The following is a 20,156-nucleotide window of genomic DNA, read 5'->3' as shown; positions in this document are numbered from 1 at the left end:
TCTTATTTTTGAAACATGAAAAAATTTATTTTTTTACTTCTATGTGTTTTATTAACAAGTTGCTTTCAAGTAACCGAAAAAATAATACACAGAGCTAATCAAAGCGGTGATTATAGCTTGGTTATTGATTTTTCTGATTCTTGGGTAAAAACTAAAGCTGCCATAATGTTAGGCGAAGTTGAAGGAGAAAAAATCCCTAGTGAAGCCGAAATGAAACAAAAATTAGCTCAATTTAGAAATGATGCTTCAAAAATAAAAGGAGCTTCAAAAATCTCTACTTCTTATGATTTTAGTAATTATGTGTTTAAATTAAATTTTAGTTATAATTCTCTTGAAACTTTGAACGCAGTATTAAACACCATAGACAAAGAGACTAAAACAGACCATTTTAAAGAAGTAGACGGTGTCTTTGAACGTATAGCTTCATATCCAATTCCAGAAAAATTAAAAGAAAAGAAAGATAAAAAAGAAGATTTAGAAGAAGCAAAAATTACAGCAGTTTATACTTTTGATAAACAAATTAAGACTGCTCAAAATACAAACAGTAAATTTTCAAAATCTAAAAAAACGGTTTTTTTAAAGCATAATGTATGGAATGTTTTAAATGACAATAGCCTAATGAATAATTCCATCAGTTTTACACCTTAATATTTTTTATGAAAAATTTCTACGCACTATTAATGTTAGTACCATTCTTTGTTTTCAGTCAAAACAACAAAGAAGATTATGATTATTTTGTACAATTCAATACTACTCAATTTGCTAAAAAAGTCAATATTGACAATTTGTTTAGTCATAAATTATTTAAAAGCTTCAATAAAGAACAATCAGATTTTAAATTGAATGATTTTGTTGCCCTATTGGATAAATCTAAAAACGTAACAATTCACGGTACTTTTAAAGACAGTATTTCATATACACAAATTACACTTCCAATTGTGGATGAAAAGAAAATTACAGAACTAGTTCAGCGAATGATGCAAAAAGGTAATGTTTCTAAAAAAGATAAAATTGTAAAAAAATCAAACTATTCAATTTATTCACCAACAAATGAAGATTACTCATTGGCTTGGAATAAAAAAGTTTTAGTTGTGTATGTAAGTTACGAAACAAATCCAAGAAATTATTACGGAAATAATCCTTATGGAAAAGTTTATGATGTTGAAGAAACAGTATATGATGATTATTACGAAGAAGAAGCAGTAGAGGTGGTTGAAGAAGTAGTGGTTGAAAGTACAGAAGCTATAGAAGAAGAATATGCTGTTGAAGTTGTTGAGGTTGAAGAAACGGAAGCAGAAGAAGCTTATGACAATTATTATGACGATGCTTATTACAAAAAAATGAGAGAAGATAATGAAAAAAGAGTAGCTGAAGAAAGAAAGATAAAACATGAAAGACAATCTAATGAAATTGCTAAATTGTTTAAAAAAGGATTAGATATTCCAACTTCTTCAAAAGTAAATAAAGATGCTGATATTTCTGCTTGGATGGATTATCAAGCTTTGACAGGGAAAATGACTTCGTTATATGCTTTTTTTGGTAAAATGACTCCAAAAGCAATTCCGCATGAGTTAACTTATAGCATCAAAGGTATGAATATGGATATGTTTTTTGAGAATGATAAAGCTAGAGTTATACAAACACTTGAATATACAGAACCTTTAGCGAATGTTATGAAAAAAGTGATTTCAAGAAAACCTAACCAGAACATTTACAACTATTTTCCAAAGAACGAGCCTTTAGGTTACTTTACTTATCACATGAGTACAGAAGAAATTCTGAAAAATTATCCAGCAATTATTGAGCAATCATTTTCTAGTTTACCAATTGAAAAAGATGGAATAGATATCGTAATGGATCTTATGACAACTATAGTAGATGAAGAAGCAACTGCAACTTTATTAGATGGTGATTTTGCAATGTTCTTTCATGGTATGGAAAAGTTCAATTACACATATAAATCAGTTGAATATGATGATGATTATGAAGAAATTGAAGTGGAAAAAACCATTGTTAAAACTAAACCTGTCTTTTCTTTTATTTTAACTTCAACACATCCTAAAATGAGTGAAAAACTAATAAAATTAGGTTTAAGAAAAGAAGTGATAGTTCAGGAAAATGGTAATTACAAAGTAAAAGGAAACAATGAGTTTGGTGATATGTATATTGTGAAAGAAGGAGATGTTCTTGTTTTTTCTAATGGATTACAATACTTAGAAAAAGGTTCTCAATCTGATTTTTCTAAAAAAATAGAAAAAGAATCAACTGATTATTATTTCTCTGGAAATTTCAATATTCAAAACTTCATTAAAAGCTATATGTTAGTAGAAGATTTTGGAAGAGATACGGCAAAAGCATTGCGAGTAGCAGATCAATTTAGAAATATTGAAATGAAGTCATCAAACAAATTAGATAGCAATAAAATGACAATAGAAATGAATATGAATTCAAGTTTTTCTAATAAAAACATCATTTTACAAACATTAGATTTAATAGATTATTTGAAATAAACTAATTTAAACTAATAAAAAAGAGCAGTAATTTAAGGATTACTGCTCTTTTTTTATACCCATTCTTTTGGATTCATTAATATTTTAATTAGCTTTTCTTCATCACTTCCTTCTTCAGGATGATGGTCATAAACCCATTGCACATGTGGTGGCAAACTCATTAAGATACTTTCAATTCGACCGTTAGTTTTGAGTCCAAAAAGTGTTCCTTTATCATGAACTAAATTGAATTCTACATAACGACCACGACGAATTTCTTGCCAAGTTTTTTGTGCTTCTGTAAAAGGTAAATCTTTACGTTTTTCAACAATTGGAACATAAGCTTCTAAGAAACTATTCCCAACTTCAGTTACAAAGTTAAACCAGTCTTTCATTTTCATGCCTTCGGTTTCTTTGCAATAATCAAAGAATAATCCACCGATTCCACGAGCTTCATTTCGGTGTGCATTCCAAAAATAAGCATCACATTGTTTTTTATATTTTGGATAAAATTCAGGATTATGTTTATCACAAGCTGTTTTACACGTTTGATGAAAATGAGTTGCATCTTCTTCAAACAAATAATAAGGTGTTAAATCTTGTCCACCACCAAACCAACAGTTGATTACATTTCCGTTTTCATCATACATTTCAAAATAACGCCAATTTGCATGAACTGTTGGCACCATTGGGCTTTTAGGATGAATCACTAAACTCAAACCACAAGCAAAGAAATCGGCTTCACCAACATTGAATAATTTCTGCATAGAATCAGGCAACTTTCCATGAACAGCTGAGATATTTACACCACCTTTTTCAAAAACGTTTCCGTTTTCAATTACGCGAGTTCTTCCACCACCACCTTCTGGTCTATCCCATAAATCTTCACGAAATTTGGCTTTCCCGTCAATAGTTTCCAAACCCTTGCAAATTTGGTCTTGTAGGTTTTGTATGTATGCGAAAAATTTATCTTTCATTGTTAGTTTATTATTTTATAATCAACCCAAATAGCAATTAATATAGTTGAAACTATAAAAATGTAAATAAAGTAAGTATAAACACCATACAGTATAAAGTCCAGTGGGTATAATATTAATCTTATTTTGAATTTTTATCTTCATTTAACTGCTAACTAATTACTGAACACTGACTACTTCTTATACTCTTTAACAGCATCCACAAAAGCCTTTGCATGATCAACAGGAATATTTGGTAAAATTCCGTGACCAAGATTTACAATGTAATTATCTTTTCCGAATTCGTCAATCATTTCGTGAACCATTTTTTTGATAACCGGAATTGGAGATAACAATCTAGAAGGATCAAAATTACCTTGTAATGTTTTCTTTCCACCTGTTAAATAACGTGCGTTTTTAGGAGAAACTGTCCAGTCTACACCAATTGCTGCTGCTTTTGATTTTGCCATTTCGTCTAATGCAAACCAACATCCTTTTCCAAATACAATTACCTTCGTTTCTGGTGCTAAAGCTTCTACAATTTGATTCATGTAATTCCATGAAAATTCTTGATAATCTGTTGGAGAAAGCATTCCTCCCCAAGAGTCAAAAATTTGAACAGCATTTACACCATGTTTTACTTTTTCTTTCAAATATAAAATAGTTGTATCCGTGATTTTTTGCAATAATAAATGTGCTGCAACAGGATTTGAAAAACAAAAACCTTTTGCTTTATCAAAACTTTTAGAACCTTTTCCTTCAACTGCATAACAAAAAATTGTCCAAGGTGAACCAGCAAATCCAATTAAAGGAACTTCGTTATTCAGCTTTTCTTTTGTCATGTCGATAGCATCCATTACATAACCTAAAGTTTCGTTGATGTCTGGAATAAATACTTTATCAACATCTGAAGCTTTACGAATTGGATTGGGTAAAACTGGTCCGATTCCGTCTTCTAATTCCACATCAATTCCCATGGCTTGAGGAATCACTAAAATGTCTGAAAACAAAATAGCAACATCCGGTTTAATGATTCTAATGGGTTGAACCGTTATTTCAGAAGCCAATTCTGGTGTTTTACATCTTGTAAAAAAATCATATTTTTCTTTAATTGCCATAAATTCTGGCAAATATCTTCCTGCTTGACGCATCATCCAAACTGGTGGACGATCAACTGTTTCGTTGTTTAAGGCTTTTAAGAATAAGTCGTTTTTAATCATTTTTTCTAAAGTTTCAAAGTAACTTAGTAGCAGAGTTACTAAGTTTTATTTATAATGTTTTATTACTTCATCAATTACATTTTCAACAGTTGGTTGAGCTGCAATTTGTATGTTTTTTGTTTTACTTTCTAATGCTTTTGCGGTTGTCGTTCCAATGCAAAAACAAGTTTGATTTTCTATTTTGTTTTTTATCAAATAACTTTCAACAGCCGATGGACTAAAAAATAAAATTCCATCAATGTTTTTTTTTATTTTCTTTGGATTTAAAGCTGTTTCATAAACTACTGTTTCATTCCATTTTATATTGTTTTCGTTTAATAAATCAGGAAGTGTATTTCTTCTAATGTTTCCTGAAAAAAAGGTAAACGAATGATTTTTATATTTCTCTTTTATAATAAGTCCTAAATCATTTGCATAATCAGCACTTTCTTCAACTAAATAATGATGTTTTTCAAGGAAAAGCTTTGTTTTTTGTCCAACACAAAATATTTTTTTATCCCTTACTTGGTTTTCTATTCTGCTTTTTAAAACGCTTTTAATAGCATTCTTACTTGTAAAAATGACATACTCATTAAGTTTTTTAAAGTGAAAATCTATTGTTGTAGTCTTAATAAACTTCTTCTCTATTACATTAAAGTTAACATCAGAAAGTTTTTTAATTTCTGATTTTTTTAATTTTTTTGTAGATAGAATTGTCTTCAAAGCTTATAATTTTATTTCACTTTCCTCCTGATCTTCACAATAATAAGAAATGTCTTTATTATTTCCATAGACTACTAAAATATCACACTCTTGTAAAACAGTTTGTGGTGTAGGACGACCAATAGTTTCTTTAATTATGGTTTTTTTACCTATTAAATTACGCTTTTCACGCTTTCTAATTATTGTAATTAATGTTAGGTGATACTTATCAATATCATTCAATTCTGCTAAAGTTTTACCGTGAAATTCTGATTTTGATTTAACTTCAGAAATCGTATAATTGTTATCCAATTGGTAATTTTCTAAAGTAGTTTTAAAGTTAATTTGTTTAGTTAATCTATCCGCAGAATCTTGTTCTGGATGAACAATACTGTGAATTCCCATAGCTTCTAAAACCGTATCATGAATTGGTGACAAGGCACGAGAAATAATCTTAACATCAGAAAGTTTTTTAATAATAGCTGTTGTAATAATAGCTGCACCTTCATTTTCTCCAATGGCAACAACAACTTTATCAGCATCTTTTAATGGAACAGCATCAAAGGCTAATTCATTAGTTGAGTCCATACAAATAACATGTGAAATTTTGTCTTTTAAAAGATTTATTTTTTCCATGTTTTTGTCAATTCCAATAACTTCATTGCCCGTTTCCGTAAGCGATAACGATAATGACATTCCGAAGTTTCCTAGTCCAAAAACGATTACTTTCATTTTGTATAGTATTAATTTATCAAAATATTTTCTTTTGGATACTCATAAAATTGATGATTCAATTGACGAAGTAATCCAACCATTAAGTTGAGCATTCCAATTCTACCAATAAACATTGTTGCAATTATTACATATTTACTTGGTTCAGATAAAGTTGATGTAAAATTCAAACTTAAACCAACTGTACTGTAAGCAGAAAAGCATTCAAAAACAACCGTTAAAAGAGGTGTGTCACTAGGTTCAAATATCAATAATGCCATGATGGAAATTCCAATCACTATTAATGAAATGCATAAAATAGCAAAAGCTCGAGAAGTAGAATCACTACTAATTCTTCTTCCTAGAATCTGAATGCGACCTTTACCCATTGCAACCGCAAAAATGTTTAAAGTTGCTAATGCAAAGGTACTCGTTTTTATACCACCACCTGTTGATGCTGGCGAAGCTCCAATCCACATTAAAAAGATCATAAACAATAGTGAAGGAACATTAAATTTTGTAAAATCTACTGTATTAAATCCGGCTGTTCTTGGTGTGACGGAGTTAAAAGCTGCATTCGTAATTTTTCCAAACACAGTATCATGCATTAAAAGAGTATTATTGTATTCGGATATATATAAAAATATAAAACCTGACAATAGTAAGAATAAAGTAGTATAAATTACCAATCTTGTATTTAAAGTTATAATTCTAACTTGCTTGTGAATTCTACTTTTATCAAATAATTCTAAGACATAAGTTTTTATATATTGATAGAAGTTGAAAACTATGTTGTGCCCTAGTCCTCCAAAAATAATTAAAATCATAATTATCCATTGTAAGAAGTAATCAAACCTTATACTTTCATCAAATAATCCAGCTGAGAAAATTGAAAACCCTGCATTACAGAAAGCTGAAATAGAGTGAAATATTGAAAAGAAAAATTTATTAGTTATATTATCATTATCTAAAATTGAAAAGTAGATAAAAACGGCTCCAATAAGCTCAACAGAAAGTGTAAAAATAACGACATTTAGAGCAGCTCTAAAAACATCTTTAAGTCCTTCAGTAGCGATAAAATCCCTAGTATTTAAACCTTCTTTAAACGATGAACTTCCTCTAAAAAAGAAAGCAAAGAATGATGTAAATGTTAAAATTCCAATTCCACCTAGTTGAATTAAAACTAAAATTATGGATTGCCCAATTATTGTAAAATCTTTTGCTGTATCAACAACGGCTAAACCTGTAACGCAAACAGCACTAGTTGCAGTGAATATAGCATTTGTAAATGAAATTCCATTAGTCGTTGCACTAGGAAGCATTAATAAAAAAGCACCTGTTAAACCTAATATAATGAAACTTCCAACAAAGACAATTGCTGGGTTAAAATAAATATCATAGATATGACGAACCAAAACTAGAAGCCGTATCAAAAAGTAAAAAATTAATCCACCTTCTAATATTGGTTTAACTTTTTGTAATATAAATGAAAAACTAAAATCTAAATTAGATAATGCAACAATTAAGGACGCAAAAAGTATTGAAGATAATAATATAACATTAGCTAATGCTACCTTTTTATTACTTTTAAACTTGTACCTAATGAATTTGAAAAGATTGAAACCTAACAAAGAAAAAGACAAAATAATCAATCCAATTACGTGAGGAGAATTATAATTTTCTTTAAAATCATACCCAAAATCAAACACGATAAACAACAAAACGATGATGTCAAAAAATCGGTAGAGGTAATTGAGTAATGATTCTTTTTCCATTTAATTCTGAACTTGTTTCAGAATCTTTCGAAACTGAAACGTTTACATTTTATTTCACTTTTAATTCTGATCGAAGTTTTTCCATTAAAGGTTTTGCTCCGTTTTCTAAAATATCTTTGGCACATTCTTGACCAAAGTTTAAATAAGACTCAAAATTACAACTTTTTTCAATGGAATACTTTTCTTTTCCGTCTAAAGAGAACAAAACACCTTGAAATTCAATTAGATTGCCATTTTTCACCGCCAATGCACCAATTGGAGCCGTACAACCACCTTCTAAAGTTCTAAGAAATTGTCTTTCTATATAAGTACAAATTTCAGATTCTTTATGGTTTAATTTAGCTAATGCTTCTTTAGTGAAATCATCCTTTTCCATAGCAACAACAACCATTGCTCCTTGAGCTGGAGCTGGAATCATCCAATCTAAATTTAAAAAAGTATCTGGTTTTAAGTTGATTCTTTCTAAACCAGCTGCGGCAAAAATTGCACCGTTCCAGTTGTTATCTTTTAGTTTTTGCATTCGAGTATTTACATTTCCACGTAAATCTTCTACTTTGTGAGAAGGATATTTATTTAACCATTGTGCTTTTCTTCTTAAACTTCCAGAAGCAATTGTTCCTTCTAAATTTAAAAAATCAAGGTTTCCTTTATGAACTAGTATATCTAAAGTATTGGCTCTTTCTAAAACTGCTGCTTGAACAATTCCAATAGGCAAAGCAGTTGGAACATCTTTCATAGAATGAACAGCAATGTCCACTTCACCTTTAAGCATAGCAATATCTAGAGTTTTTGTAAAAATTCCTGTGATTCCCAGTTCATATAAAGGTTTGTCTAAAATTAAATCACCTGTAGATTTTACGGCAATAATTTCAGTTTTATACCCTAAATCGTGAAGTTTGTTTTGAACTGTGTGCGCTTGCCAAAGAGCTAATTCGCTATCACGTGTTCCTATTTTAATAACTTTTTGAGACATTTTGTTATTTTTCGACTGCTTCAATTTGAAAAATCTTATTAATCCACTCAATACTTTCATCAACAACAGTGTCTTCACTTTTTAAGTGATTGGCAAAGTGATTTGTAATTTTCTGAATGATTCTATTACTGATAATTTCAGCTTGTTCTTCGTTGAAGTTTTCTAGTTTTTTTCTTTGGTAATTTAATTCGATCTGTTTTATTGAACCTAATTTCTCTTTAAGAGAATGAATTGTAGGAGCAAACTTTCTGGTTTTTGACCATGTTAAAAATTCAGCGATTACATCTTCTATTATCAGTTCTGCAGCTGGAATATGTTCTTTTCTTTTTTCAATAGTTTCATCAGTAACTTGAGACAGATGATCTAAATGAACTAAAGTAACGTTTGGATTAGCTTTAACATTTTCATCCACATTTTTTGGAATCGATAAATCTAATATCAACAATGGTTTTTTCAACTTTAATATTTCAGCATCAACAGTTGGATTTTGAGCACCAGTTGCAACCACTAAAACATCTGTTTTTTGAATTTCTAGTTGTAAATCTGCATAATCTTTAACAATTAAATTGAATTTACCCGCAACTTTTTCTGCAGTAGCTTTTGTTCTATTGATAAGAACTATATGCTCATTTTTAGTGTGTTTTACTAAATTTTCACATGTATTTCTACCTATTTTACCAGTTCCAAAAAGTAAAATGTTTTTATTTCCAATATCAGAAACATTATTCATAATATATTGAACAGAAGCAAAAGAAACAGATGTTGCTCCTGAACTTAAATCCGTTTCATTCTTAACTTTTTTACTAGCCTGAATAACAGCATTTACTAATCTTTCAACATATGAGTTAGCTAAACCTAATTTCTTACTTTCATTAAAACTTTGCTTGATTTGCGAGATAATTTCGAAATCACCTAAAATCTGACTATCTAAACCTGTTCCTACTCGAAACATATGATTTAAAGCCTCTTTGTTTTTATAAACGTAAGCCACTTGCTGAAAATCTTCAACTGTTCCTTTACTATTCTCACAAAGTAGTTTGATTAATTGAAAAGGGTGTTCTGCAAAACCATAGATTTCTGTTCTGTTACAAGTTGAAGTAACTAGCAGACTTTCTATTCCATCATTTTTGGCTTGATGTAATAAATTCGTTTTGGCGTTTTCATCTAAACTAAATTTACCCCTCATTTCGGCATCAGCTTTTTTGTAGCTTAGTCCAACGGCATAAAAAGAAAGATGTTTTCCTATTGTAAAAGTATCCATATAATTTACTTTACCTAAAAGTAGTACAAATGTAGTTTTATGATTTTTATAAAAGTAACGCTAAAAGTACTTTTTGTAACGATTGCAGAATTTTTCGTTAAAAAAGTATTTAAAAAATAAAAAACACTTAAATTTGCAGTATAATCAATGTTTGAAGAGCAATTAGTTTAGAACGGTTCTAAATAAACCCAATCAATAATTGACAAACAAATCTAAAAAAAATATCGCTATGAGTACTGCAGAAGAGATAAAAATTGAGCCTGATTTTATTTTATTGCGTTTTCAAAATGATACTGATGAAACGCAACGTTTTGAAAAACAGGTTAAAACGGGATTAATTCAATTTCATTTTAATGTAAAAGGTAAAGGAAAATTTATTTTCAACAATGGAGGTTATGCTTTGGATTTGAAGGAAGAAAAATCTCTTTTGTTATATAATCCTCAAAAAGAACTACCTCTTCATATGGAAGTAGCTCCAAAATCTTGGATTATATCTGCTTTAATTTCAATTAAAAAATTTCATACTTTATTTTCAAATGAAGCTGAATATATTCCTTTTTTAAGTGACGAAAATATTGAAAAAAAATATTATGGTGAAGAAGATATAAGTCCAGCAATGGCAATTGTGTTAAATCAAATATTTCACTATAACCAAAACTCTTCTATCAAAAACTTATATTTAAAAGGTAAAGGCTACGAATTATTGAGTTTATATTTTAATAGAAATGAAGATCCAAACGCAGAACAGTGTCCGTTTTTAATTGATGAAGAAAATGTATTAAAAATTAAAAAAGCTAAAGAAATCATAATTGCTAACATGGCTGAACCACCTGGTTTACAAGAATTAGCAGATCAAGTTGGGTTGAACATTAAAAAATTAAAAGTAGGTTTCAAGCAAATTTATGGCGATAGTGTTTATAGCTTTTTATTTGATTATAAAATGGAATATTCTCGTCATTTATTAGACAGTGGTTCTTATAATGTAAATGAAGTTGGATTAAAAATTGGCTACAGTACATCAAGTCATTTTATTGCAGCCTTTAAAAAGAAATTTGGAACAACACCCAAAAAATATTTAATGAACTTAAACTTGAATGTTTAATAAAAGCATTGATTTAAGTAATATATCAATAGAGAAAAAATAGAATAATAGTAAAGAATAAAGAACAAGACTTTTTACTTTTATAAAGAATAAAAATGATTGTTTAAATTACAATTTAGAAAATGAAAAAAGGAGTATTATTAGTAAACTTGGGTTCACCAGAAAGCCCAACACCAAAGGATGTAAAGCCATATTTAGATGAATTTTTAATGGACAAATACGTAATTGACGTTCCATTTTTATTAAGAGCTTTATTGGTAAGAGGAATTATTTTACAAACAAGACCTAAGAAATCAGCTGCGGCTTATGCAAAAATCTGGTGGGATGAAGGTTCACCTTTAATTGTCTTATCAAAAAGATTGCAAGCTAAAATTCAAAAGCAAGTTAGTATTCCTGTTGAATTAGCAATGAGGTATGGGAATCCTAGTATTGAAAGTGGTTTGCAAAAATTAAGTGATCAAGGAATTACGGAAGTTTTATTGTTTCCATTGTATCCTCAATATGCAATGGCTTCTACTCAAACTATTTTGGTTTTAGCAGAGAAACTACGTAAAGAGAAATTTCCTCATATGAGTTTTACAATAATTCCTGCTTTTTATAATCAGAAAGACTATATCAGAGATTTATCAAATTCAATAAAAAGACATTTAGAAGGTTTTGAATATGATCATTTATTATTCTCATATCACGGAATTCCAGAACGTCATATTCGTAAAACAGATGTAACAAAAAGTCATTGTAAAATTGATGGAAGTTGCTGTAATACACCTTCACCAGCACACGAATTTTGTTACCGTCATCAATGTTATGAAACAACAAAATTGGTAGTTGAATTTTTAGGTCTTGAAGAAGGAAAATACAGCCAAACTTTTCAATCGCGTCTAGCAGGTGATAAGTGGTTGACTCCTTACACTGATGTTGAAATTAATAAAATGCCAGAAAAAGGGATTAAAAAATTAGCCGTTGTAACTCCAGCTTTTGTTTCAGATTGTTTAGAGACACTGGAAGAAATTGCGATGGAAGCTAATCATCAATTTAAAGAAAATGGTGGTGAAGAATTCTTAGCTATTCCATGTTTAAATGATGACGATGATTGGTCAAAAACTTTGAGCCGTTGGGTGGATCAATGGGCCTTTCAAAACCAAGAGCAAATAGTATAATGGCACTTTCTTCAACAGAATTAGGTACATTAAGTATAAAACAATTACTGATTAAACAATCAGTTCCTGCTTCGATAGGCATTTTATTTATGTCTGTTAATATTCTTATTGACACCATTTTTGTTGGACAATGGATTGGCTCATTAGCAATTGCTGCTGTTTCAGTCGTTTTACCTATAACATTTCTAATTTCTTCATTAGGAATGGCATTAGGAATTGGAGGAAGTTCTATAATTTCAAGAGCATTAGGTGCTGATAATCATGAAAAAGCCTTAAAAACTTTTGGAAATCAGGTTATGATGACACTTAATTTGGCCGTCATTGCTGTTATAATTGGTTCTTTTTATTCAGAAGAAGTCTTATTACTTTTTGGTGCCAATGGTGAAATTATGAAACCCGCCAAAGAGTTTTTTATACCTGTATTGTATGGAGTACCTTTTTTAGCTCTTTGTATGATGGGAAACACAGTAATCAGAGCCGAAGGAAAACCTAAGTTTGCTATGATTGCAATGATAATTCCAGCTTTTAGTAATATAATTTTAGATATAATTTTTATAAAATTTATGGATTTAGGAATGTTTGGAGCTGCACTAGCAACATCTATTTCCTACTTCATGTGTTTTGCTTTTATTCTGTGGTTCTTTATTTTTAAAAGTGAATTGCGCTTACATTTAAAACACTATGCCTTAAACTTTAAAATTGTTTCAGAAATTACTTCTCTTGGTTTTGTAACTTTTGCAAGACAAGGAGTTGTTGCTATTTTATCCATAATTTTAAATCACACTTTATTTATTTATGGTGGAGAACATTCTGTAGCCGTATATGGAATTATAAGTCGAATGTTAATGTTTGCATTATTTCCAATATTAGGAGTTACGCAAGGATTTTTACCAATTGCAGGCTATAATTATGGAGCAAAAAACTATGTTAGAGTAAGTGAAACTATTTCGACATCCATAAAATGGGCGGGAATTTTAGCAACCTTAATTTTTATTGTAATTTTAACGTTTGCAGAACCTATAGTTGCTGTTTTTTCTACAGATGAAAGTATCATAAAAGAAACACCAAATGCATTGCGATTGGTTTTTGCAGCATCACCAATTATTGCTATTCAGTTAATTGGAGCAGCTTATTTTCAAGCAGCAGGAAAAGCTTTTCCTGCACTTTTGTTGACATTAACCAAACAAGGGTTTTTCTTAATTCCTTTAATCTTAATATTACCAAATTATTATGGTATTTTTGGAGTATGGATTTCATTTCCAATTGCTGATGTTTTATCAACTTTAGTGACAGGTTTCTTTTTAAAACGAGAAATGAATCGCAAATTAACACACGTACAAGATGGAATATGATTATATAAAAGCATTACATTTAATCTTCGTAATCACATGGTTTGCTGGACTTTTTTATATAGTTCGCTTATTTGTTTATCACGCGGAAGCCAAACAAAAACCACAACCAGAACAAGATATTTTAATAAAACAATATCAAATAATGCAATATAGGCTTTGGTATATTATTACTTGGCCAAGTGCTGTCTTAGCTAGTTTATTTGCTTTTTATTTATTGTATTTAAATCCAAGTTGGTTATCGCAACCTTGGATGCATGTAAAGTTGGCATTCGTTTTGCTACTTTATATTTATCATGCAAAGTGTCATCAAATATTCAAGCAATTACAGAAAAATGAAGTAAAGCACACCTCCAACTTTTTCAGAATTTGGAATGAAGGAGCTACAATAATTCTTTTTGCAATTGTATTTTTAGTCATTTTAAAAAGTGCTATTAATTGGATTTTTGGTGTAATTGGAATTTTTGTGTTTTCGATTTTAATTATGTTAGGATTTAAATTATATAAACGCATTCGAGAAAAGAATAAAAGCTAGTGACATGAAATAATTATGGATAGAATTTTCAATATAAAACACCTTTCTTTAAGAGTTAGAATATTTCTTTCCATGATATTCTTAACTCTTATTGCGTCTATTTTAATCGCGGCTGTTTCTATCTATCAATTTAAAAAGGAAGCTAGACTATACCATCAAGATCGTCTAGAAAGAAAAGAAAATGCAATAGTCGAACATATTAATTATGTCCTTCAAAACACAACTTATCCATTAACAACAAAGAATATTCCGTTAATTTTTAAAGAAAAAATAGGTGAAATATCAGACGTTCATAGTATGGAGTTAAATCTTTTTGATTTAAGAGGAAATTTATTAATCTCTTCTAAAGCTGGATTTAAACAAGACAAAGAAACCTCAAAAATAAATCCTTCTACACTTAAAATATTTGAATCTGCAATTGACAAAAGATATGTAGAATTTCAAAAAATAGATACTATAAATTTAAGAAAATCATTCACATATATTAAAGACAACAAGTTTAAACCTTTAGCTATTTTAAACTTACCTTATGAAGAAGATACAGATTTTTATGATAATGAATTAAAGAATTTTTTAATTCGTTTTGGCCAGGTATATGCTTTTATGTTTTTAATCGCAATTGCTTTGTCTTATTTTTTATCAAGTTATATCACAAAATCATTAAAAATCATTAGCGACAAAATTCAAGAGACAGAATTAAATCAACTAAATGAACGTATCGTTTTAGAAGATGGTAGTCAAGAAATCAACTTACTAGTTCAAGCTTATAACAATATGGTTGACAAATTAGAAGAAAGTGCTACAAAATTGGCTCAAAGTGAACGTGAACAAGCTTGGCGCGAAATGGCAAAACAAGTAGCACACGAAATCAAAAACCCATTAACACCAATGCGATTAACAGTTCAAAGTTTTCAATTGCGTTTTAATGAGAATGATCCTGAAATAAAACAAAAATTAGATGACTATTCAAACACATTGATTCAACAAATTGACACAATGAGTTCTGTTGCGAATGCATTTTCTAATTTTGCTACTATGCCAGCACAACAAAATGAAACTTTAAATGTGGTTAAAATTGTAGAATTATCTTTAGATATTTTTAATGAGGATTTTATTCGTTTTTCGAGTTTGGAAGATGAAATTATTACACGTTTAGACAGAACACAATTAATTAGAGTGATAACCAATTTGGTTAAAAACGCTATTCAATCTATTCCTGACGAACAAGAAAACAAACATATTGAAGTAGATGTATTTCGAGAAGAAGGAAACGTAATTATAACAGTAAAAGACAACGGAAAAGGAATTTCAGAAGAAAATAAAGCTCGAATTTTTGAACCAAAATTTACCACCAAATCTAGCGGAATGGGTTTAGGTTTAGCCATAATTAAAAACATAATTGAAAATTACAACGGAACAATAACTTTTGAAAGTAAGGAAAATATCGGAACAGAATTTTTTGTTTCGTTCCCTATTACAACATAAATAAAAATAAATTAAATCATATAAAATGGAAAATATTTTAATAGAAAAACAAGACAATATTGCAATAGTAACTATTAATAGACCCGAAAAATTAAATGCTTTAAACAAAGCAACTATACAAGATTTACATGATGGTTTTAAATCCTTAAATGAAGATAAATCTATTAAAGTAATTATTGTTACCGGAAGTGGCGAAAAAGCTTTTGTTGCTGGAGCAGATATTTCAGAATTTGCGAACTTTTCAGTAGAAAATGGTGGTTTATTAGCCGCAAAAGGACAAGAAATATTGTTTGATTATGTTCAAAACCTTTCAACTCCAGTAATTGCTGCCGTTAATGGTTTTGCACTTGGTGGTGGATTAGAATTAGCAATGGCTTGTCATTTTAGAGTAGCATCGGATAATGCAAAAATGGGTTTGCCAGAAGTAACTTTAGGTGTAATTCCAGGTTATGGAGGAACACAACGTTTACCGCAATTAGTTGGTAAAGGAAGAGCTATGGAAATGATTATGTCAGCAGCTATGATTGATGCAGAAACAGCTAAAAATTACGGATTAGTAAATCATGTTGTACCACAAGCTGAGTTGATAGAATTTACAAAAGGAATCGCATCCAAAATTGCTAGAAATTCATCAGTAGCAATTGCAAAGGCTATTGAGTCTATTAATGCAAACTATAAAGATGGTGTTGATGGTTTTGAAGCTGAAATCAAGAATTTTGGTGCTTGTTTTGGAACAGAAGACTTTAAAGAAGGAACAACAGCCTTTTTAGACAAAAGAAAAGCAGTTTTTCCGGGTAAATAATTAAAAAATAAAAAAGGAGCTTAATTGCTCCTTTTTTTATTTCTCTCCATCCCATTCCGCATAAAATTGCGATAAGAATTTCTCCATAAATTGATGTCGTTCTTTAGCAATTGTTTTACCTGAATCTGTATTCATTTTATCCTTTAGAAGCAATAATTTTTCGTAAAAATGATTTAAAGTTGGTGCTTCACTATTTTTATATTCTTCTTTACTCATGTTGAGTTTTGGAGCAATATTTGGATTAAAAATAGGACGATTTTTAAAGCCTCCATAATTAAATGTACGAGCAATTCCAATAGCACCAAGTGCGTCTAATCTATCAGCATCTTGAACAATATCTAATTCCTTTGAACTAAATTTTTTGTCAAAATTTCCACCTTTAAAAGAGATGTTGTCGATTATGTTAAGTACATGAATAATTATTTCGTCTTTAACCTTCTCTTTTTCAAGAAAATCTCTTGCTAGTTTTGGGCCAAGCGTTTCGTCACCATTATGAAATTTACTATCTGCAATATCATGTAATAAAGCTCCAAGCTTTACAATTTCTAAATTACAATCTTCATTTTCGGCAATTAGCAGAGCATTTTTATAAACTCTTTCAATATGAAACCAATCATGACCTCCTTCAGCATTTTGAAGTTTTTCTTTTACAAAAAGAATTGTTTTATCTATTATTGACATTTATATACATTTAAAAAATTCCAAAATCACTTAAGAAGTTGGAATTTCTTATTTTTAATATTAATTTTTTTATGTAATTAAAGCTGGTTTAACCCATTTAAAAACATGACCTTCTTCTGGAATAACTATTCTTTCAGAAACTCTTGCCATACGAGCTGGAAGTTTCATTAAGAAGTCTCTTGCTTTTTCAGCTTCATCTGTAAGACCTGTAATTTTGTCAATTTCCCATTTGTCAATTAACTTTTGCATAATATCAACATAATCAGCTGCAGTGTAAACTCCTATTCTTTGTGCAGAATCTGAAAACTGTTCAAAAGCAGAACTTATTTTTTGTCCACTTTCTCTCAAAAAACCTGCAGGCATGATAATTTTGTGTTTCATCATGTATTGAAAAGCCAACATCATTTCACTTGGATCTACTTTAAAAATCTGTGTTACAAATTCGCTATAAGCATGATGGTGACGCATTTCGTCTCCAGCAATTAAACGACACATTTTAGAAAGTTTGTTATCACCATATTTTTTAGCCATTTGAGCTACTCTATTATGTGAAACATAAGTAGCTAATTCTTGAAAACTAGTGTAAACAAAGTTTTTATATGGATCTCTTCCGGTTCCAATATCAAATCCGTCGTTGATTAAATGTTGAGTTGTCATTTCAACTTCTCTCATATTTACCCTTCCAGATAAATACAAATATTTGTTTAAAACGTCTCCATGACGGTTTTCTTCTCCTGTCCATTGTCGAATCCATTTACTCCATCCGTTTCGTTCTACATTATCAATCCCTTCAACATCCATTAACCAAGATTCGTAAGTAGGCAAAGCTTCTTCAGTAATTGTATCACCTACAAGCGTTACCCAAAAATCATATGGTAAGTCTTTAGCAATTTCTCTTAATTCTCTAACTTCTTCATAGAAGTTTTCATTTTGAGAATCAGGCAATAAATCTGTTGGTTGCCATATTTTTTCAACTGGGATTAAATATTCATCCACAAAGCTATCAATCCTTTTTTCTAAAAATTGCATAACTTCTAATCTTACATTTTGTATTGACATATCTTATATTTTAATAGATTGAACTATTGTTTTTTCTGTTTTTTCTGAAATTTCTTCAAAAGAATAATCCGAAATTTTTAAAGCTTGATGTATCTGAAAATTTATTCTATTACCCAAACCTAAAGGAAATTGTCCAAATTTAGTCATTTTCCACGAATTATTTATTGTAATTGGTACAAAGTAAGCATCTGGTGCAAATTTGTATAACATTTTTAAACCATTGATAGAAAAAGGTTTAGGAATTCCAGTTTTACTTCTAGTTCCTTCTGGAAAAATCACCACAGAATAATTATTTTTATTGATGAATTCACCACATTTTTTAATCTCGGTTAAGGCTTGTTTGGGATCTTTTCTATCAATAAGAGCAGAACCTCCTTTCCTTAAATTGTAAGAAACACTTGGAATACCTTTTCCTAATTCTTTTTTACTAATAAATTTAGGATGAAATTCTCTAAAAAACCAAAGCATAGTTGTTATATCATGTAAACTTTGATGATTTGCCACAAAAATAATTGGAACATTTTTAGGAATATTCTCTTTACCTAAAAGGGTATATGTTGTTCCTAAAATATGTGCGGTTCTAAGTAAAAATAAATTCATGTAAGCCACACTTACTCTGTGTGCATTATAACCAAATACGTTAAAACAAATCCATTGAATAGGATGAAAAATCACTAACCAAATAAAGAAAAGTGTTGCATAAAGTATAGAAAGAGGATATGAAATTAACTTTTCCATCAAAAAAAAATAATTTCTACAAATGTACTATTATAAAATAAAAAAACCATCACTTAAAGCATGGTTTTAGTATGCTAGCATAGTGTTTTGCTTATTGAAAAATTATTGGTTTAGTTGTTTTTGGAATTTTTACAATATGAAAAGGATGTGCCACATCAGCAGTTACACCAACTTGTAGGTTTTCAACAGTAACAATAATGTTGTTAGCACTTTCCTGAATATTTGTAATATCAATAGTTGTTGTACTATTAAATACTTCAGTAACAAAAATAATTATGAAATTTTGAAAATCAATATTTGTTTCAGAAAAAGCAGTGCTGTTTATAACTCCAATAGTTGAAAAATTAGTCATCAATGTCTGCCAATCAGAAGTATTTGAAATCACAATATTCTCATTACCATAAATATTATTATAATTCAAATGCCCTTTAATTATTTCAGTAGGAATTATAGTTTGAGGATAAACAATTACATCATCATTGTCATTAGAACAACTAAAAATAAAAAATGAAATTAGCAATAAAATAGTAGTCTTCATAACTTAAATTGTTTAATTATAAGATGCAGTTTTTAAACATTGGTTGCGTAAAATAAAAAATCCCTAACTAAAATATAGAAAGGGATTAAATTTTTTCAATGAAAATTGATTAACAATGTTCGTTGAATGCGTCTTGTAAGTTTTCTGCAATTAATTCAGCTGGACGACCTTCAATATGATGACGTTCTAACATATGAACAATTTCACCGTTTTTAAACAAGGCAATACTTGGTGATGATGGAGGAAAAGGGAACATTTGTTCTCTTGCCGCATCAACCGCTTCTTTATCTACACCTGCAAATACAGTTACTAATTTTGAAGGTTTTTTAGCACCTTCTAAACTCATTTTAGCACCTGGACGAGCATTTCTAGCAGCACAACCACAAACCGAATTTACTACAACTAAAGTAGTTCCTTCTGATTGAATTGCATTCTTTACTTCGTCAGCACTATATAAATCTTGAAAACCAGCGTCATTTAATTCAGTACGCATTGGTTTAACCATTTCTTCTGGATACATAATTTTTGATTTAGATGTTCGGATATTCCCATTAAAGATTTTCCGATTATTTATTCTTTACAAAGATACAATGATTTTTAAAGATTTATTTTAAAGAAACTATAAAATTTAATTATTGTGC

20 protein-coding genes are annotated in these 20,156 nt (G+C 29.5%); 8 read left to right on the top strand and 12 right to left on the bottom strand.

Annotation, left to right across the window (positions count from 1 at the left end; genetic code table 11):
- The first annotated feature begins 15 nt into the window (after positions 1-15).
- Together AAC008_RS03200 and AAC008_RS03195 are read left to right on the top strand one after the other, a co-directional pair.
- The gene (locus tag AAC008_RS03200; RefSeq protein ID WP_339887379.1) at positions 16-648 is read left to right on the top strand and encodes a hypothetical protein; all 633 of its coding nucleotides are present in this window, start codon (positions 16-18) and stop codon (positions 646-648) included.
- An 8-nt stretch (positions 649-656) separates the two neighbouring features.
- Positions 657-2,510 (top strand): hypothetical protein, encoded by a 1,854-nt coding sequence (locus tag AAC008_RS03195; protein WP_339887378.1) that lies wholly within the window; start codon positions 657-659, stop codon positions 2,508-2,510.
- A gap of 53 nt (positions 2,511-2,563) precedes the next feature.
- On the opposite strand, the gene hemF is transcribed toward AAC008_RS03195, so the two are convergent.
- From hemF to hemA, 7 genes are all read right to left on the bottom strand, one after another.
- Positions 2,564-3,466 carry an oxygen-dependent coproporphyrinogen oxidase gene (hemF, locus tag AAC008_RS03190; protein ID WP_339887376.1) on the bottom strand — a complete coding sequence of 301 codons (903 nt, stop codon included), beginning with the start codon at positions 3,464-3,466 and terminating at the stop codon, positions 2,564-2,566.
- A 173-nt stretch (positions 3,467-3,639) separates the two neighbouring features.
- Positions 3,640-4,665, bottom strand: a complete 1,026-nt coding sequence (hemE, locus tag AAC008_RS03185) for a uroporphyrinogen decarboxylase (protein ID WP_339887375.1) — start codon at positions 4,663-4,665, stop codon at positions 3,640-3,642.
- A 45-nt stretch (positions 4,666-4,710) separates the two neighbouring features.
- Positions 4,711-5,367, bottom strand: coding sequence for a uroporphyrinogen-III synthase (locus tag AAC008_RS03180; RefSeq protein ID WP_339887374.1), 657 nt, complete (start codon positions 5,365-5,367; stop codon positions 4,711-4,713).
- Positions 5,368-5,370: 3 nt separating this feature from the next.
- Positions 5,371-6,078, bottom strand: a complete 708-nt coding sequence (locus AAC008_RS03175) for a TrkA family potassium uptake protein (RefSeq protein ID WP_339887373.1) — start codon at positions 6,076-6,078, stop codon at positions 5,371-5,373.
- An 11-nt stretch (positions 6,079-6,089) separates the two neighbouring features.
- A complete protein-coding gene (locus AAC008_RS03170; RefSeq protein WP_339887372.1) occupies positions 6,090-7,832 on the bottom strand; it encodes a potassium transporter TrkG in 1,743 nt (580 codons plus the stop codon).
- 49 nt (positions 7,833-7,881) lie between these two features.
- Positions 7,882-8,805 (bottom strand): hydroxymethylbilane synthase, encoded by a 924-nt coding sequence (hemC, locus tag AAC008_RS03165; protein WP_339887371.1) that lies wholly within the window; start codon positions 8,803-8,805, stop codon positions 7,882-7,884.
- 4 nt (positions 8,806-8,809) lie between these two features.
- The gene (hemA, locus tag AAC008_RS03160) at positions 8,810-10,066 is read right to left on the bottom strand and encodes a glutamyl-tRNA reductase (RefSeq protein ID WP_339887370.1); all 1,257 of its coding nucleotides are present in this window, start codon (positions 10,064-10,066) and stop codon (positions 8,810-8,812) included.
- A 229-nt stretch (positions 10,067-10,295) separates the two neighbouring features.
- On the opposite strand from hemA, the gene AAC008_RS03155 reads away from it, so the two are divergent.
- The 6 genes from AAC008_RS03155 to AAC008_RS03130 all read left to right on the top strand — a co-directional run bounded on the left by AAC008_RS03155 (position 10,296) and on the right by AAC008_RS03130 (position 16,499).
- Entirely contained in the window at positions 10,296-11,168 is an 873-nt protein-coding gene (locus AAC008_RS03155; protein WP_339887369.1) for a helix-turn-helix transcriptional regulator, read from the top strand.
- 122 nt (positions 11,169-11,290) lie between these two features.
- A complete protein-coding gene (hemH, locus tag AAC008_RS03150; RefSeq protein WP_339887368.1) occupies positions 11,291-12,328 on the top strand; it encodes a ferrochelatase in 1,038 nt (345 codons plus the stop codon).
- Positions 12,328-13,680: an MATE family efflux transporter gene (locus tag AAC008_RS03145; RefSeq protein WP_339887706.1), complete on the top strand. Its 1,353-nt coding sequence runs from the start codon at positions 12,328-12,330 to the stop codon at positions 13,678-13,680. Before hemH ends, AAC008_RS03145 begins: the two co-directional genes overlap by 1 nt.
- The gene (locus AAC008_RS03140; RefSeq protein WP_339887367.1) at positions 13,670-14,212 is read left to right on the top strand and encodes a CopD family protein; all 543 of its coding nucleotides are present in this window, start codon (positions 13,670-13,672) and stop codon (positions 14,210-14,212) included. Before AAC008_RS03145 ends, AAC008_RS03140 begins: the two co-directional genes overlap by 11 nt.
- Positions 14,213-14,227: 15 nt before the next feature.
- A complete protein-coding gene (locus tag AAC008_RS03135) occupies positions 14,228-15,697 on the top strand; it encodes an ATP-binding protein (RefSeq protein ID WP_339887366.1) in 1,470 nt (489 codons plus the stop codon).
- A 25-nt stretch (positions 15,698-15,722) separates the two neighbouring features.
- Positions 15,723-16,499: an enoyl-CoA hydratase-related protein gene (locus tag AAC008_RS03130; protein ID WP_339887365.1), complete on the top strand. Its 777-nt coding sequence runs from the start codon at positions 15,723-15,725 to the stop codon at positions 16,497-16,499.
- Between the two features lie 36 nt (positions 16,500-16,535).
- On the opposite strand, the gene AAC008_RS03125 is transcribed toward AAC008_RS03130, so the two are convergent.
- From AAC008_RS03125 to AAC008_RS03105, 5 genes are all read right to left on the bottom strand, one after another.
- Positions 16,536-17,180, bottom strand: a complete 645-nt coding sequence (locus AAC008_RS03125; protein ID WP_339887364.1) for an HD domain-containing protein — start codon at positions 17,178-17,180, stop codon at positions 16,536-16,538.
- A gap of 69 nt (positions 17,181-17,249) precedes the next feature.
- The gene (locus tag AAC008_RS03120) at positions 17,250-18,239 is read right to left on the bottom strand and encodes an acyl-ACP desaturase (RefSeq protein ID WP_339887362.1); all 990 of its coding nucleotides are present in this window, start codon (positions 18,237-18,239) and stop codon (positions 17,250-17,252) included.
- Between the two features lie 3 nt (positions 18,240-18,242).
- A complete protein-coding gene (locus tag AAC008_RS03115; protein ID WP_339887361.1) occupies positions 18,243-18,977 on the bottom strand; it encodes a lysophospholipid acyltransferase family protein in 735 nt (244 codons plus the stop codon).
- Positions 18,978-19,068: 91 nt separating this feature from the next.
- Positions 19,069-19,515 carry a hypothetical protein gene (locus tag AAC008_RS03110; protein ID WP_339887360.1) on the bottom strand — a complete coding sequence of 149 codons (447 nt, stop codon included), beginning with the start codon at positions 19,513-19,515 and terminating at the stop codon, positions 19,069-19,071.
- Positions 19,516-19,624: 109 nt separating this feature from the next.
- Entirely contained in the window at positions 19,625-20,035 is a 411-nt protein-coding gene (locus AAC008_RS03105; protein ID WP_339887359.1) for a BrxA/BrxB family bacilliredoxin, read from the bottom strand.
- Positions 20,036-20,156: the final 121 nt, after the last annotated feature.

Origin of the sequence: uncultured Flavobacterium sp. (genome assembly GCF_963975515.1) — a bacterium.
In the GTDB taxonomy this organism is placed as follows: Bacteria; Bacteroidota; Bacteroidia; order Flavobacteriales; family Flavobacteriaceae; genus Flavobacterium.
Note: the sequence above shows the minus strand (reverse complement) of the source record. Positions and strands in the feature narration are given on the sequence as shown.